The sequence below is a fragment of the Micromonospora sp. NPDC005174 genome (assembly GCF_040608495.1).
GTDB lineage: Bacteria > Actinomycetota > Actinomycetes > Mycobacteriales > Micromonosporaceae > Micromonospora.
Map to the genome: position 1 here is coordinate 39849 of NZ_JBEXIJ010000021.1, position 15372 is coordinate 55220.

Below are 15372 nucleotides of genomic sequence, written 5' to 3' on the forward strand. Positions count from 1 at the left end.
TCAGCCGAGGGTGATCACCGTCGTGGCGAGGTGCCGGGTCAGCCAGGAGGTGGTGGCCGTACGCGCCGCCTCGGCGTTGTCCCGGGCCAGGAAGTCGTGCCCCTCACCGGCGAGCACGAGGTGCCCGTGCGGCACGTCCCGGGCGGCCAGGGCCCGCGCCACCTGCACCGACTCGCCGGCCGGCACGTTGGTGTCGTTCGCGCCGTGGATGAGCAGCACCGGCACGTCGAGCTGGTCGATCCGGGTCATCGGCGACAGGTCCCGCAGCAACTCGGCGTCGCGCACCGGATCGCCGTACTTGCTGACGGCGGCGGCGGCGATCCACGGCTCGGTGTTGGCGTAGAAGGTGCGGAAGTCGGAGATGCCGCACTCGGCCACCCCGGCCGCGAACAGGCCGGGGAAGTTCACCAGCACCGCGAGGACCAGGTAGCCGCCGTAGGAGCGGCCCAGACAGCCGAGATGGCCGGGGATCGCGACGCCGCTGTCGAGGAGGTGCTCGGCGCACGCCGCCACGTCGGCGATGGCACCGTACCGGCCGGCGAGGTTGTCGGCGGCGACGAAGGAGCGGCCGAAGCCGGACGAGCCCCGCACGTTCGGCGCGAACACCGCGATGCCCTGCGCCACGAGGGCCTGGAACAGCGGGTTGTAGCCGGGCCGTTCCTGCGCCTCGGGGCCGCCGTGCAGGCTGATCGCCGTCGGCCAGGGCCCCGGACCGGCCGGGCGGTAGAGCCAACCGGAGAGCGGCGTTCCGTCGTGGGCACGCAGGTCGACCAACTGCGGCGCGACCCCCGCGCCACCCGTACGCTCGGCGTCGGTGTCCGGCCGCAGCGGGCGCGGGGTGGAGGTCGCCGGGTCGACCAGCCAGACCTCCCGGGGCTGCACCGGCCCCTGCGCGGTGACGCAGAGCAGCTCACCGTCCTCGGCGAAGACGGCGTCGCCGAGCACCTCGCCCGGTGCGGTCACGGCCCGTTGGACGCCGCTGGCGAGATCGCACAGGCTCAGCTCGCTACGCCCGCCGTAGGTGTTCCACAGCAGCGCGGCCCGCTCACGTGGGGCGTCGAGCGCGACGCATTCCAGCTCCGCGTCCGGCCGCGCCGCGACGCGCGTCGGGGCCAGGGTCGGTCGGGCGAGGTCGACGCGCACCAGCGCCGCCAGCTCCGAGAACGCGTCGGTACGCGCCAACACGCTCGTCCCGCCGGGGCCGAACCAGCCCTGGTCGGTGCTGCCCCGGCCGGTGTCCGGCAGCAGACGTACGCGGTCGCCGGTGGCCACGTCGAGCAGTTCCAGCCAGCGGGCGTTGCGGGGGCCCCGCCGCAGCAGGGCTGAGCTGCCGTCCGGGCTGACGTCCAGGAGGGTGAGCAGGTCGTCCTCGGCCAGCACCCGCCGATGCCCGGTGCCGGCGTCGACGAGCACGGCGGCACCCCGTTCGGCGGTCTCGGTGACCGCCATCAACGCGCCGCCCGGCAGCCATCCGGCCAGGCTCGCACTGCGGCGGCCGAAGCCGGCGACCTGGCGGCGCTGCGTGCCGTCCGGGTGGAGCACCCACAGCTCGGTGCGGGGCGCGCCACCGGGCGCGACCACGCAGGCCAGCCACTGCCCGTCCGGAGACCAGCTCACCGCCAGGACCGGTTCGTCGCCGCCGGGCAGCGCGACGGCCTCGGGGGCGTCGACGTCGCGGACCCAGACGGCCGGCGTGCCGGCACGATCGGACACGTACGCCACCCGCCGACCGTCCGGTGACGGCGCGGGCGCGAAGTCCTGGCCGGGAGGCGGGGTCGCCGCCGGCCGGTTACGCGCCGGTCGAAGCCGGCGCGGCACCTCGGTCCGTACGCTCATCTAAACCCCGATCCGCTGCAACCAGAGCTCCAGCAGCCCGAGCTGCCAGAGCGCGTTGGAACCCAACGTGGTCCGCTGGGCGTTCGGCGTGTCCAGCAACTCCTCGAGGTAGTCCTTGCGGAACAGACCACGGTCGCGCGCCGGGCCCGCCGTCAGGGCGTCCCGGACGTCGTCGAGCAGCGGGCCGGACAGGTGCCGGATGGCGGGCACCGGGAAGTAGCCCTTGGGCCGGTCGATCACCTCGTCGGGGACGATGCCCCGGCTGGCGGCCTTCAGCACGCCCTTGCCGCCCTGGGCCAGCTTGAGCGCCGGCGGGCAGGCGGCGGCCAGCTCGACGACCTCGTGGTCGAGGAACGGCACCCGGGCCTCCAGCCCCCACGCCATCGTCATGTTGTCGACCCGCTTGACCGGGTCGTCGACGAGCATCACCAGGCTGTCCTGGCGCAGCGCCGCGTCGAGCGCGGTGTCCGCGCCCGGCGCGCCGAAGTGGGCGGCGACGAACTCCAGGCTGGCGTCGTGGTCGAGCATCCACTCGGGCGCCAGGTGGCCGGCGAGCGCGTCGTGCCGACGATCGAAGAACACCCGGGCGTACGCCTCGACGGCGTCCGCGCGGGCGACGTTCGCCATCGGCGGGTACCAGTCGTAGCCGGCGAGGATCTCGTCGGCGCCCTGGCCGGACTGCACCACGGTGATGCGCTGCGAGACCTCCTCGGAGAGCAGGTGGAACGCGACGCAGTCGTGGCTGACCATCGGTTCGCTCATCGCCCCGATGGCCTGGTGCACGGCGGGCACGAACCGCGTCGCGTCGATGCGGATCTGGTGGTGGTCGGTGTCGAAGTGGCGGGCGATCAGGTCGGAGTAGTGGAACTCGTCGCCGCTCTCCCCCGCCGCCGCCTCGAAGCCGATGCTGAAGGTGGCCAGGCCGGTCTGGCCCTGCTCGGCCAGCAGGGCGACGATCAGGCTGGAGTCGAGACCGCCGGAGAGCAGCACGCCCACCGGCACGTCGGCGACCATCCGCCGTCGTACGGCGGTGCGCAACGCCCCCATGATCCGTTCCTGCCACTCCTCGGCGGACATGGTCGGCGCGGCGGCGCGGGTGAACTCGGGCCGCCAGTAGACGGTGTCGGTGCTGCGGCCGTCGGCGGTGACCACGCGCACGGTGGCGGGCGGGAGTTTGCGGATGCCGGCCAGGATGGTGCGCGGCGGCGGCACCACCGAGTGGAAGCTCATGTAGTGGTGCAGCGCCACCGGGTCGAGGTCGGTGTCGACGTCACCGGCGGCGAGCAGCGCGGGCAGGGTCGACGCGAACCGGATGCGGCCCGGCGTCTCGGCCAGGTAGAGCGGCTTGATGCCGAGCCGGTCACGGGCCAGCACGAGCGTGTGCGTGGCCAGCTCGACCAGGGCGAAGGCGAACATCCCGTAGAGCCGCTCGACGCAGGCCGTTCCCCACCGGTGGTACGCCTTGAGGATCACCTCGGTGTCCGACGTGGACCGGAAGGTGTAACCGGCCGCGGTCAGCTCGTCGCGCAGCTCCCGGTAGTTGTAGATGCAGCCGTTGAAGACGAGGGCGAGGCCCAGCTCGGGGTCGACCATCGGCTGGGCGCCGGTGTCGGACAGGTCGATGATGCGCAGCCGGCGGTGCACCAGCGCCGCCGGGCCGTGCTGCCACCGCCCCTCGCCGTCCGGGCCCCGCGACCACAGGACGGGCAGCATCCGTTCCAGCGCCGCCAGGTCCGGCGGCGCCCCGTCGAGGCGGAACTCACCTCCGATACCGCACATGGCACACACCTCTCATCGGCTCGGTCCGCTCGGGCCGCTGACCGGTCCAGGCTTGGCGGACCGGGTTGCGTCCCGATGACATCTGCGTCAAGCGTGGGTTACACCGAGGGTTGCCCGGCTCCGCCGAGCAGCCAGGTGTCCTTCGACCCACCTCCCCGCGAAGAGTTGACGATCATGCTGCCGGCCGGCGCGACCCGGGTCAGCGCCACCGGCGCCACCTCCGCAGTCTCGCCGAGGAACACGAATGCCCGCAGGTCAACGTGGCGGGGCGCGAGAGCCGTGCCGTCGAAGACCGGGTGGGTGGTGAGCGTGACCATTTCCTGGGCGATCCACCGGTGCGGGGCGGCGAGGATCTGCTCCCGGACGGCGTCCAACTCCTCCGCCTCGGCGCGCGGGCCGATCACCACGCGGTCACCGCCGTACCCGTCGACCGGCTTGAGCACCAGCTCGTCGAGCCGGCCCAGCACCTCGGCGCGCTGCTCGGGCAGCCCGCACAGGTAGGTCGACACGTCCCCGAGCAGCGCCTTCTCCCCGAGGTAGTACTCGATGAGCTTGGGCACGTACGCGTACAGCGCCTTGTCGTCGCCGACGCCGTTGCCGAGCGCGTTGGCCAGCGTGAGCCGCCCGGCGTGCACCGCCGCGAGCAGCGGCCAGCCCAGGGGCACGCCGTCCGCACCCGGGGCGTGCAGCAACGCCTCCTCGTCCATCCGCAGGTAGATCACGTCCACCGGGCTGCGGTGCCCCTCCGAGACCACGTGGACGCGGCCGTCCTCGACGAGCAGGTCGTTGCTCTCGGTCAGGGGCACACCCATCTCGTCGGCGAGCAGCCGGTGCTCGAACCAGGCCGGGTCACCCGGGCCGCTGCTGAGCACCACCACGGCGGGATCGTCGGCAGCGGCCGGCGCGGCGGCGACGAGCGCCCGGCGCAGCATCGCCGGCGTCTCGTCGGCGGGCAGCAGGTCGTCGGGCACCGGCAGCTCGGGCAGCACCGCCTGGGTGAGCCGCCGGTTCTGCACGGCGTACCCGATGCCCGAGGGCACCCGCAGGTTGTCCTCCAGCACGTACCAGCCGCCGTCGGGATCGCGGACGAGATCGGTTCCGGACACCTGGGCGCGGGTGCTGTGCCGACCCATCAGCGCGCCGGTCGGGCGCAGCCCCGGCGAGGACTCCACCACCCAGGCCGGCACGACCCCGTCGGCCACCACCGCCCGGTCGGCGTACACGTCGCGCAGGAACGCGTCGAGCGCGCGGGCGCGCTGCACCAGACCGGCACGCAGCGTCCGCCAGTCGTCGGCGGGCACGACCCGGGGCACCAGGTCGACCGGGAAGAGCCGGGTGCTGGCCTCGCCGGCCACGCTGAACGTCACGCCCCGGGCGCGCTGCTCCTCGTCCCGGTCGTGCTCGCGTTGACGCAGGCCGGCGGCGCCGAGGGTACGCAGGGCGGCGAGGAGCGGACGGTACGCGGGCGCCGGCCCGGCCGGGCCGAAGACCTCGTCGCCGGCATCGGCGTACGTGGGCAGCGCGGGCGGTGTCGACGAGCCGGGCAGGGACGGGCGCACCCGGCCCCGGGTCTCGTCGAGCAGCAGGTCGACGACGTCGGCCAGCCGGCCGCGCCGCTCGAACGCCCGCCGCTGCCGTGCGGCGGAGCTGCCACGCTCCAGCGCGTACCGGGTCAGCTCGCTGACCTGTTCCCAGTCGCCGGTCGCCTCCAACTGCGGGCGCAGGTCGGTCACGAGGCGGCGGACCGCCTGGGTGGCCGGCACCGGGCGGGCCGAGCGGGGCAGGTCGAGCAGGTCGCCTTCGAGCCCGGAGCGGGCGGCCCGCCACACGGCGGCGCGCAGCACCGGCGGGCGGACGGCGGTGCGTTCGACCCCGGCGCGCAGGGCGGCGACCTCCCGCCGCACGAGTGCGCGAAACAGCCCGGTGAGCAGGACGATCGTCTCGACGTCGGCGTTGGCGTCGGTGATGCGCAGCTCGACGGTCGGCACGTGCGCCGACGGCCGGACGTCGAAGTAGATCATGGCGGGGTCGGTGATGGTCTCGGACGAGATCAGCTCGGCGACCAGGGCCTCGTGGTCGGCCGCGCTGGTCACCTCGCCCGGGTCACCGGCCGTGGGCCAGCGCTGCCAGACCAGTGAGCGGACGCTGGCGTACCCGCTGTCCTGGCCCATCCAGTACGGCGAGCTGGTGGAGAGGGCGAGCAGCACCGGCAGCCACGGCTGGACGCGACGGGTGACGGCCACCGCCAGGTCCCGGTCGGAGACGCCGATGTGCACCTGCGCGCCGCAGATCAACTGCTCCCGGGCGAGCAACTGGTACTCGTCGACCATGCGCCGGTAGCGCGAGGTGGGTGTGACGCTCGGGTCGCCGTCGGCGCGCAGCGGGACCGTACCGGCCGCCACGATGCCCAGCCCGGCCCGGTCGGCGACCTGGACCGCCGACTGACGCAGCCGGGTCAGCTCGGCGCGGATCTCGTCCAGGGTCCGACAGACGGCGGTATTGGTCTCCACGACGCTGCGATGCAGCTCGGCGGTGAACGACGTGGCCGGCAGCCGGTCGAGCAGTTCCCCGGCCCGGGGCACCAGCTCCCGGGTGTGCAGGTCGACGACGTGGAACTCCTCCTCGACGCCGATCGTGGCGAGGTCAGCCGGGTCGTCGTCGTACGCCGGTGCGGTCGGAGCGGGACGGGACGTCGGCACGGCCCGGCCGTTGCCGGACCGGTCCACCGGTCCGTCGAACGTCGCCGCGTTCGTGGTGTTGTCGACCATGGTCACCCCGGTTCGCGTGTCGGTGGTCTCGACTGTCCGACGAGCGTTCCCAGGCTTGATAGCGAGGGTGTTTCCGGCGCGTTAAGGTGACGCGCCGTTCCGCCTCGTGGTCACTCCAGGACGAGAACGGCCTGATCATCTTCGGACAGTGGGGCGGGCTCCGTCAGCGACTCGCCGGCCGACGGCAGCGCGGCCCGGTGCGCACGACGACGAGCGGTATACCGCGGAGTCATAGTTATGACTCCGCGGTATACCGCTCACCGACACGACCGTCCCCCGACGCGGGCCGCCCGTGCCTGATCGGGACCCGACCCGCTCAGTCGGGGGGCCGGGTCACCGCATGTTGGCGACCACGAACGGCGCGTGGCCGTGCAGGTAGTTGTTCCATCCGCCGGTCACGGGGGCCCCTGGGCTGAGCAGGTTCGTGGTGTCGGTGCCGACGTCGAGCTTCCAGGCGGTCCAGGAGATGCCGTTGGCCCTCATCCAGTCGATCCAGGACTGCGCCTCCGGCAGGCAGGCGCGACCGTCGAGGCCACCGTCGGCGTTGCTGGCGCCCCACTCGGTGACGAACAGCGCCAGGCCGGCCCGGATCGCCGCGTCTCCCTTGGCCCGCAGCGACGCGCCGTGGGTGCACGAGTAGAAGTGCAGCGTGTACATGAGGTTGGTGCCGGCGACCGGGCTGGCCGCCGCCGCGTCCACGTCCTGCGACCACGTCGGCGTTCCGAGGACCACGATGTTGTCCGGGTCGGCGGCACGGATCGCGGACACGACCGCCTGGTGGTACGGCTTGATGACGCCGGACCAGCTGAACTGCAACGGCTCGTTCCACGTCTCCCAGATCACGTTGGGCAGGTAACCGTAGCGGCGTGCCAGGTCACCGAAGAACGCCACCGCCTGGGACTGGTTGTTCTGCGCCTCGTGGGCGTGCCAGTCGACGATCACGTACACGCCCGCGTTGACCGCGTTGTTGATGACGGTCTCGACCTGCGCCCGCGCCTTGTTCGGATCACTCAGGTACGCCCCGGCCGGCTCGACGCCCATCGCCGCGCGGATCACCTGGAGGTTCCAGTTGTCCCGCATCCAGCGCAGCGCGGACAGGTTCTCGGCGTACGGAGCGGTCTCCCAGTTGAGCCACATGCTGCTGACACCGCGCAGCTGCACCCGCGCGCCGGATCTGTCGCACATCGTCGTACCGCAGACCCGGAGTTGCCCGTGCCGCTCGACCGGCGTACCGGTGGTCGGTGGCGGGGTCGTGGGTGGCGGAGTGGTCGGCGGTGGCGTGGTTGGCGGTGGCGTGGTGGGCGGCGGAGTGGTCGGCGGCGTTCCGCCGGAGCAGGAGACGCCGTTGCCGTTGACGGTGCAGTTGACCGGGGTGCCGGAGCCGTTGACGAGGAAGCCGAACGACGTCGACGCGCCCGCGCCGAGGGTGCCGTTCCACGACACGTTGCTGAAGGTGTAGTGGCTGCCGGCGGTCACCTGCTGGGCGTTCCACGACTGGCTGATGCTCGAGGAGGCCGGGAGGTCGAACTCGACCCGCCAACCGGTGATCGGCGCGGAGGTGTCGTTGGTGACGGTGACCTGGCCCTGATAGCCATTGCCCCAACTGTTGGTCACGGAGAACGCGGCGGTCGCCGCGCTGGCCGGCGTGGCGATCGTCGCCACCGCGCCGGCGAGCAGGCCGGCGACGGCCAGCGACGTGACAAGTCTCAGTGTGCGCATGCGGAACCCGCTTCGGATCGACGGTGATGGTCTGAGGCGGGGCGGCGCCTTCGCGCACAGTATCGATCGTCGACGATGCCATGCAAGCCGAGGCGGCCGGATCACCGCCGCTCAGCGACGCCAGCCCCAGCGGCGCGAACCAGCCGCACCCTGCGACCCACCCTTCTCCCGAGCCAACATCTCGGCCGCGACCCGCAACTTCTGGGCGGGCTCCGCCGCGGCCGGGCCCAACGTCTCCACGAAGCGGTTGCCCATCGACAGCACCAGGGCCGCCCGGTCTAGGTCGCCGATCAGAACCAGGCACTGGGCGTACACGCCGTAGGTGTTGGCCAACTCCCAGAACGTCAGCGGGCGCGCCATGTCCAGCAGCCCCTGGCGCAGCTCACAGGCCCGTGACGCCGCCAGCGCCGCCTCCTTGGCGCCCTCCGCCGACGACGGCCGGGTGAGGTGCCGGTGCAGCAGTGCCACCGCCTGGTTGTGGTACGCCGTCCCCATCGCCTCCCGGGTACGCGGCCCCGCTTCCGGCGGCGACCCGGCAGAGGTCAGACCCACCGTCACGGCACGTTCCAACAGGTCCCTGCGGGTGGCGGGCTGACCGGCGGCGAACGAGACCTCGGCCAGGTCCACCAGTGCGGTGATCAGCTCGGCGAGGGCGTCGTCGCGGGGCGCGGCCGCCACGTTGCCGCCCTCGGCCGCCACGGCGTCGTACACCCGCTCGAAGACGACCACCGCCTCACCGCCGGGTGCCGTCCCGTCGGCGGCCCGGCCGCGCGCGGAGAGCAGCATGCTGTGCCGCCACAGCGCCCGGGCCAACTGCTGCTGGTCCTCGCGGACCCCACCCGGACCGCGCACGGCATCCCGGTACGCCTCGACCACCCGCACCCACAGCCGGTCGGCCTCCGCCCACGTCTCCTGTCGCGTCGAGAGCTCCCGCGCCTGCTCGAACAACCGTCGTCGCTCGTCCGGTCCCATGCCACACACCGCCCTTCGTGGTAGCCCAGCCCATGCCGCACAAAAGAGTGAGCTTTGTCGATTCTAGGCTGGACCGATTCGCACCACCCGCGCCCACTCCGGCGGCGTGCTCGGTACGCGGTGGGCACCAGGCCGGGCGGCAGGCGGAACGCGGACGGCGGACGTAGCGTGGTGCCCATGCGAACCACCACGCTGGGCAGTGCGGGACCCGAGGTCGGCGTCATCGGCCTCGGGTGCATGGGCATGAGCCACGGATACGACATCACCGGCCCTCGCGACGACGACACCTCGATCGCCGTGATCCGACAGGCGCTGGAACTGGGCGCCACGCTTATCGACACGTCCGATGTGTACGGGCCGTACACCAACGAGGAACTGGTCGGGCGGGCGCTGGCCGACGGCCACCGGGAGCGGGCCGTCCTGGCGACGAAGGTCGGCCTGGTGGCGACCTCCCCGACCGGTGGCCCCGGCAACTCACCGAAGATCGGCAACAACGGCCGGCCGGAGCACATCCGCGCGGCGATCGACGAGAGCCTGCGTCGCCTCGACACCGACCACGTCGACCTCTACCAACTGCACCGCGTCGACCCCGAGGTGCCCATCGAGGAGTCCTGGGGCGCGATGGCGGAGGTCGTCACCGCCGGCAAGGCGCGACAGATCGGCCTGTCCGAGGTGACGGTCAACCAGATCGAGCGGGCCCAGGCGGTGCACCCGGTGGCGTCGGTGCAGTCCGAGCTGTCGTTGTGGACCCGGGACCCGCTGGCCGAGGTGCTGCCGTACTGCGTCGAGCAGGGCATCGCCTTCCTGCCCTTCTCTCCACTGGGTCGGGGTTTCCTCACCGGACGATTCGCCTCGTTCGACGACCTGCCGGCGGACGACTTCCGACGTGGCCTGCCGCGCTTCCAGCAGGAGGCGTTGCGCGCCAACCTCGCCATCGTCGGCCAGGTCCGGGAGATCGCCGAGCGGGCCGGCGTCAGCCCCGCGCAGGTCGCGCTGGCGTGGGTCGTGGCCCAGGGCGATCGGGTCATCCCGATCCCCGGCACCAAGACACCGAAGTACCTGGTGGACAACTGCGCGGCCGGTGACGTGCGGCTCGGTGCGCAGGAGCTCGCCGACCTCGACGCCCTGCCCGCCCCCGAGGGCGGCCGCTACTGAGCGACCGGCGGCCCGGCGTCACTCAGCCGGGCCGCCGGAGCGCGACGGGCGGCCCGAATCGCACACCGACGCCGGGCGAGTAGAGCACGCTGACCGGCGGCCCGACCGGCGGCGGCAGGCCCGCGGCGGCGACCAGTTCGTCGTCCAGGCGCAGCAGCTCCGCCCGGTGCAACGGCCAGCGGGGATGCCAGTTGGGCAGATGCAGCGTGCGACCGTACGCCCGGGTGTGCAGCCCCCAGCGGGCGGTGAGGAAGTGTTCGACTCCGGTGGGATCGGCGATGCGCTCCCCCACCCGGACCTCCATCCGGCTCGTCGTACCCGCTGGCCCCGGCCAGCGTCGCCGGCACCGGTAGGTGAGTCGGTCACCGTCGCGGTCCAACCGCATCGAGGACCAGAGGTACGGCAGACGCAGCGTCGCCCGCGCGACGAGCACCGGCACCAGGCGGGACGCGTCGAGCGAGCGGAACACGACGGCACGCCGCCCGGTGTCGTCCACCGAGTAGAGCCGGACATTCGTCTCGGCGAAGGTGCCGAAGTACGGCACGCCCGGGCCACGGCCGAAGCCCAGCCCGACCATCCGGAAGCCGATCAGCCCGACGTAGCTGACCCCGCCGATGGTGTCCGGCGCGGTGCCGGCGGGCAGCAGGGGCGCGACGACCTCCGGCGCGACGGCCCAGTGCAGGAAGGTGAGGTCCTCCCAGCGCTGACGCAGGAGCGCCCAGCGGAACGCCTGCCGGGGTGCGCCGTCGACCGGTTCGATCTCCACGCCCCCATCCTGACCCAGTCGTCCGGACCGGCGCGCGCGTGCGCCCTCGCCCATCCCGCAGGCTGCGGAGAAGGACCGCTCCGCCCCGGGGATGGTCGCGCCGGTCCGCCGTACCCTTGGGCGAGCAGACCTGTTCAGAACTGGCGTTTCGGGGAGGAACCGGTCATGACGGTGGACGACGCCGACCTGGTCGCGCTCGCGCGGGCGGGCGATGCGGCGGCGCTCGGCGTGCTGCTGACCCGGCACGAGGCGGGCATGCGGGCGGTGGCGGTGAGCCTGCTCGGGTACGGACCGGACGCCGAGGACGCCGTGCAGGACGCGATGGTGACCGCGCTGCGGCGTATCGGCGAGGTCCACGACCAGGCCGCCGTCGGCCCGTGGCTGCGCACGATCGTCCGGAACAACGCCCGGATGGCCCTGCGTGGACCGCGTCCGGTGCCGGTCGCCGACCCCGACTGGTTCGCCCGGCCCGCCACCGGCCCCACCCCGGAGGAGGCGCTGGACTCCGGCGCGCTGCGCGACTGGGTGTGGCACGCCATCAGCGAGTTGTCCGAGCCGGACCGCATGGTCACATTGCTGCGCTACTTCAGCGAAGCTTCGTCGTACGAGCAGATCGCGGCCGTGTGCGGCGTGCCGGTCGGCACCGTCCGCAGCCGCCTCAGCCACGCCCGGCGGGCCCTCGCCGGCGGCCTGCGGACGGCGGCGACCGCCGCGCACGCCGACGTCCGGGCGGCCGCCGACGCCCGGTGGCGCGAGGGCCGCGACATGATCTCCACGGCGATGCGCGGCGACTTCGACCGGGTGGTCGACGACACCTGGTGGCCCGACGCCCAGATGATCGTCCCGGGCGGCCCACGCGGCGGCCGGGACCTGGCGGTCCACGGCATGACCAGCGACCTGCAAGCCGGGGTACGGCAGCGGCTGCGCACCGTCGTGTCCAGCGGCGACGTGCTGCTCTGGGAGACCGACCTGATCAGTCCGCCGGACAACCCGGAGCACTGCCCGCCCACGGCTCTGTGGTTGCAGGTGCTACGCGGCGGGAGAGTGCGCCAGCTCACCCTGTTCCATCCCGTTCCCGCGCGGGCCTGAGGAAGTTCCCGAGCAGAGCGAACTTTCTCCCCGACCCGCGCATCTGGTCCGTGTCAGCCACCACTCACCGTCGCGGCACATGCCGCACGGGCCACGGATCGGGAGATACTTCATGGGTTCCACCCGCCACGACGTCGGCGCGCTCGCGCCGGGCGCCCACACGTTCACCGTCGACGGGGTGCGACAGGTCTACCACGTCGCCGGCACCGGCCCGGTGTGTGTGGCGCATTCGGGCGGCCCCGGCATCGAATGGGCCTACCTGCGGACGCCGAGCCTCGAAGAGCACTTCACCATGGTGTACGTCGAGCCGGTCGGCACGGGCGCGTCGGGCCGCCTCGACAACCGCGACGACTACCGGATGGACACCTATGTCCGTTACCTGGACGCGGTCGTCACACATCTCGGTGAGCCCCGGGTCTACCTGCTCGGGCACTCGTACGGCGGTTTCGTCATCCAGCGGTACGCCTTGCAGCAGCCGGACCGCGTCGCCGGCCTCGTCCTGTACGACACCTCGCCCGTCACCGGCGCCGAGTTCTGGGCCGAGGCGATGAAGGGCCTCGCCGCGTACCCGCTGCGGCACCCCGAGCACCCGGAGGCGGCGGCCGTGCCGGCAGCTCTCCAGCGGGCCCTGGCCGCCACCGACGACGAGTCGCTGAGCGCCGGTCTCAGCGAGGCGCTGCCGGTGTACTTCGCGGACTTCTGGGCCCGGCGGGCCGAGTTCGCCCCGTTGCAGGCGGGTCTGCGGGCCTGGGCGGCGCCGGCGCGCGCGCAGGACCCGACGCCCTTCGACGTGCGCGACCGGCTCGGTGAGATCGCCGCGCCGGCCGTGGTGATCGTCGGCGCGTACGACTTCATCTGCGGCCCCCGCTACGCCGAGGAGCTGCACGCGGGCCTCAAGGACTCGCGCCTGGTGGTGCTGGAGCGCAGCGGGCACTTCGGGCACGTCGAGCAGCCGACGGAGTTCACCGAGGCCGTGGTGGAGCTGCTGAAGCGGTGACGCTCGTGCCGCCCCCGAGGTCGGTTCGTCACAACGGGCAGGCCTCGGGAGCCGGCGGCGTTGCACGGTCATAGGCTTGGCGCTTCGCTGCGCTGTGACAAAGGAGAAACTGCCGTGAGCCAGACGGATTCCGTCGACGAGTGGAACGTGGTCGAGGACGACGGCGTGCTGGACGCCTCGGACACCCTCGACGACAACCGCGTCGGCGACCCCCTCGACACCGGCATCGTCGCCGCGGACCACTGGACGGCGGCGAACCGGTTCGGCACCACCCCCGCCGAGGAGCGGGCGGGCGAGTCGTTGGACCAGTACCTCGCCCAGGAGGAGCCGGACGTCGACCCGTACGCCGAGGGTGGCGACGACGAGGACGAGCTGACCCGTCGCGGGTACGAGGCCGAGCCGCGCGCGGGCCGTCTCGTCGAGTACGACGAGGGCGTCCGCGAGGACGACGAGGCCGAGTCGGTGGCGTGGGACGCCGGCATCGACGCGGGTGGCGCCAGCGCCGAGGAGGCAGCGGTCCACGTGATCGAGGACCCCGACGGGGCTGGCGACGGTCCCCTGCGCTGATCAACGCACCGCCGCGCTCGACACCGGACGGGCGTCGAGCGCGGCGGGCGCGTCGGTCAGTGGATGACGACGGGCGTCTTGGGCAGGTCGGTCTGCTCGTCGCCGAGCGGCTGCGCGGGCGTACGCCGGCGCGGCAGCAGGGCGGCCGGCACGAACGTGAGCAGCACCAGCGCGAACGCCACCCAGAAGGTGTGGGCGAACGACTTCGCGGCGAAGTCGAGACCCCGTTCGATGATCGACGGATCCACCGGCATCTGCGTGAGCAGCTCCGGCCGCTGCTGGGAGGCGATGGCCAGCCCGGCCTCGGTGATCGGCTTGCCGCTCTCGTCGACCAGGCCGGGGATCGGGCGGGAGCCGTTCAGCTCGTTGGTCAGGATCACCGACATCACCGCGGCGCCGACCGAGCCGCCGATCTGTTGCAGGATGTTGACAAGCGTCGAGCCGCGCGCGACCTCCTGCGCCTGCAACGTCCGCAGCGCCGACGTCATGATGGGCATCATCGTGCCGCCCATGCCGAGGCCCATCACGAACAGCGACCCACCGAGCAGCCAGTACGACGTCTGCGGGTCGACCTGGGTGAACCCGAAGAACCCGATCACGATCAGGGCCAACGCGAACGGAACGGTGCGACCGATCGGCACCCGGTCGGCGAGCGTACCGGCGATCGGCATGGTGATCATCGCGCCGATGCCCTGCGGAGCCATCAGCAGACCGGCGGCCAACGTCGACTCGCCGCGCACCTGCAGGAAGTAGCTCGGGAACAGCAGGCCGGCGCCCATGAACGCGATGATGAACACGAACAGCGTCGCCGCGGCGATGGTCAGGTTGCGGTTGCGGAACAGCCGCAGGTCGAGCAGCGGGTGCCGGGGCTTGAAGGAGTAGAGCACGAACGCCACCACCAGCACGCCGCCGACCAGCATCGGAGCCCAGACCTTGGTCGCGGAGAAGGTGCCCGCCTCCGGCAGCGACGAGACGCCGTAGAGGAAGAGCGCGAGACCCGGCGAGAGCATCAGCATGCCGAGGAAGTCGAAGGACTCCGACGGCTCGGGAGCGTCCTTGGGGAGCGCCATCTGCGCGTAGATCAGGGCGACGACACCGATCGGCAGGTTGATCAGGAAGATCCAGTGCCAGCTCGCCGTGTCGATCAGCCAGCCGCCGAGGATCGGGCCACCGATCGGGCCGAGCAGCATCGGGATACCGAGGACCGCCATCAGCCGGCCGATCCGGTGCGGCCCGGCCGCCCGGGTCATGATCGTCATACCCAGCGGCATGAGCATGCCGCCGCCGAGGCCCTGCAGGACGCGGTAGCCGATCAGCTCGCCGATCGAGTCCGCGGTGGCGCAGAGCCCGGACCCGATCGTGAACAGGGCGAGCGCCACCATGTAGAGGCGCTTCGTCCCGAACCGGTCGGCCGCCCATCCGCTGAGCGGGATCACCGTGGCCAGGGCGAGCGTGTAGCCCGTCATCGTCCAGGCCACCCGGGCGTAGGACGCGTCGAACTCATTCTGGAACGTGGGCAGCGCGACGCTGACCACCGTCACGTCGAGGATCGACATGATCGCGCCAAGGACGACGACACCCGCCACCTTGAGCACCGCGGCGTCGAGTTTGTCCGATGTCGCGACGGTTTGCTGTGTCACTAACTCTCCTGAGGTCGGTTGATCCGGCGGATGGTGGGCGGTGGCGGCGATCGCCGCGCCGACCAGGCGCGGGACGCGACGTGC

Annotated in this window: 11 protein-coding genes; 4 read left to right on the plus strand and 7 right to left on the minus strand. The window is 72.6% G+C overall.

Going from position 1 to position 15372, the window contains the following annotated elements; all coding sequences use genetic code 11:
* The 5 genes from ABZU91_RS22095 to ABZU91_RS22115 all read right to left on the minus strand — a co-directional run bounded on the left by ABZU91_RS22095 (window position 1) and on the right by ABZU91_RS22115 (window position 9074).
* Window positions 1-1836, minus strand: a complete 1836-nt coding sequence (locus ABZU91_RS22095) for a prolyl oligopeptidase family serine peptidase (RefSeq protein WP_355243445.1) — start codon at window positions 1834-1836, stop codon at window positions 1-3.
* Window positions 1837-3615: an N-acetylglutaminylglutamine amidotransferase gene (locus ABZU91_RS22100; RefSeq protein WP_355243448.1), complete on the minus strand. Its 1779-nt coding sequence runs from the start codon at window positions 3613-3615 to the stop codon at window positions 1837-1839. It lies immediately after the preceding gene.
* A 98-nt stretch (window positions 3616-3713) separates the two neighbouring features.
* On the minus strand, window positions 3714-6383 hold the full coding sequence (locus ABZU91_RS22105; protein WP_355243451.1) for a carboxylate--amine ligase/circularly permuted type 2 ATP-grasp protein: 2670 nt from the start codon (window positions 6381-6383) through the stop codon (window positions 3714-3716).
* A gap of 333 nt (window positions 6384-6716) precedes the next feature.
* Entirely contained in the window at window positions 6717-8102 is a 1386-nt protein-coding gene (locus tag ABZU91_RS22110) for a cellulase family glycosylhydrolase (RefSeq protein WP_355243453.1), read from the minus strand.
* Window positions 8103-8213: 111 nt separating this feature from the next.
* A complete protein-coding gene (locus tag ABZU91_RS22115) occupies window positions 8214-9074 on the minus strand; it encodes a hypothetical protein (RefSeq protein ID WP_355243456.1) in 861 nt (286 codons plus the stop codon).
* A gap of 177 nt (window positions 9075-9251) precedes the next feature.
* On the opposite strand from ABZU91_RS22115, the gene ABZU91_RS22120 reads away from it, so the two are divergent.
* Window positions 9252-10229: an aldo/keto reductase gene (locus tag ABZU91_RS22120; RefSeq protein ID WP_355243459.1), complete on the plus strand. Its 978-nt coding sequence runs from the start codon at window positions 9252-9254 to the stop codon at window positions 10227-10229.
* Window positions 10230-10251: 22 nt separating this feature from the next.
* Here the strand turns inward: ABZU91_RS22120 and ABZU91_RS22125 are convergent, their stop codons facing one another.
* Window positions 10252-10995 carry a DUF2071 domain-containing protein gene (locus ABZU91_RS22125; protein WP_355243462.1) on the minus strand — a complete coding sequence of 248 codons (744 nt, stop codon included), beginning with the start codon at window positions 10993-10995 and terminating at the stop codon, window positions 10252-10254.
* A 165-nt stretch (window positions 10996-11160) separates the two neighbouring features.
* Here ABZU91_RS22125 and ABZU91_RS22130 point away from each other — a divergent pair, with 165 nt between their 5' ends.
* The 3 genes from ABZU91_RS22130 to ABZU91_RS22140 all read left to right on the plus strand — a co-directional run bounded on the left by ABZU91_RS22130 (window position 11161) and on the right by ABZU91_RS22140 (window position 13648).
* Window positions 11161-12084: a sigma-70 family RNA polymerase sigma factor gene (locus ABZU91_RS22130; RefSeq protein WP_355243465.1), complete on the plus strand. Its 924-nt coding sequence runs from the start codon at window positions 11161-11163 to the stop codon at window positions 12082-12084.
* Between the two features lie 112 nt (window positions 12085-12196).
* The gene (locus tag ABZU91_RS22135) at window positions 12197-13081 is read left to right on the plus strand and encodes an alpha/beta hydrolase (protein ID WP_355243468.1); all 885 of its coding nucleotides are present in this window, start codon (window positions 12197-12199) and stop codon (window positions 13079-13081) included.
* Between the two features lie 114 nt (window positions 13082-13195).
* Complete coding sequence (locus ABZU91_RS22140) at window positions 13196-13648, plus strand: DUF5709 domain-containing protein (RefSeq protein WP_355243471.1); 453 nt, start codon at window positions 13196-13198, stop codon at window positions 13646-13648.
* A 56-nt stretch (window positions 13649-13704) separates the two neighbouring features.
* On the opposite strand, the gene ABZU91_RS22145 is transcribed toward ABZU91_RS22140, so the two are convergent.
* The gene (locus ABZU91_RS22145) at window positions 13705-15288 is read right to left on the minus strand and encodes a DHA2 family efflux MFS transporter permease subunit (RefSeq protein ID WP_355243474.1); all 1584 of its coding nucleotides are present in this window, start codon (window positions 15286-15288) and stop codon (window positions 13705-13707) included.
* Window positions 15289-15372: the final 84 nt, after the last annotated feature.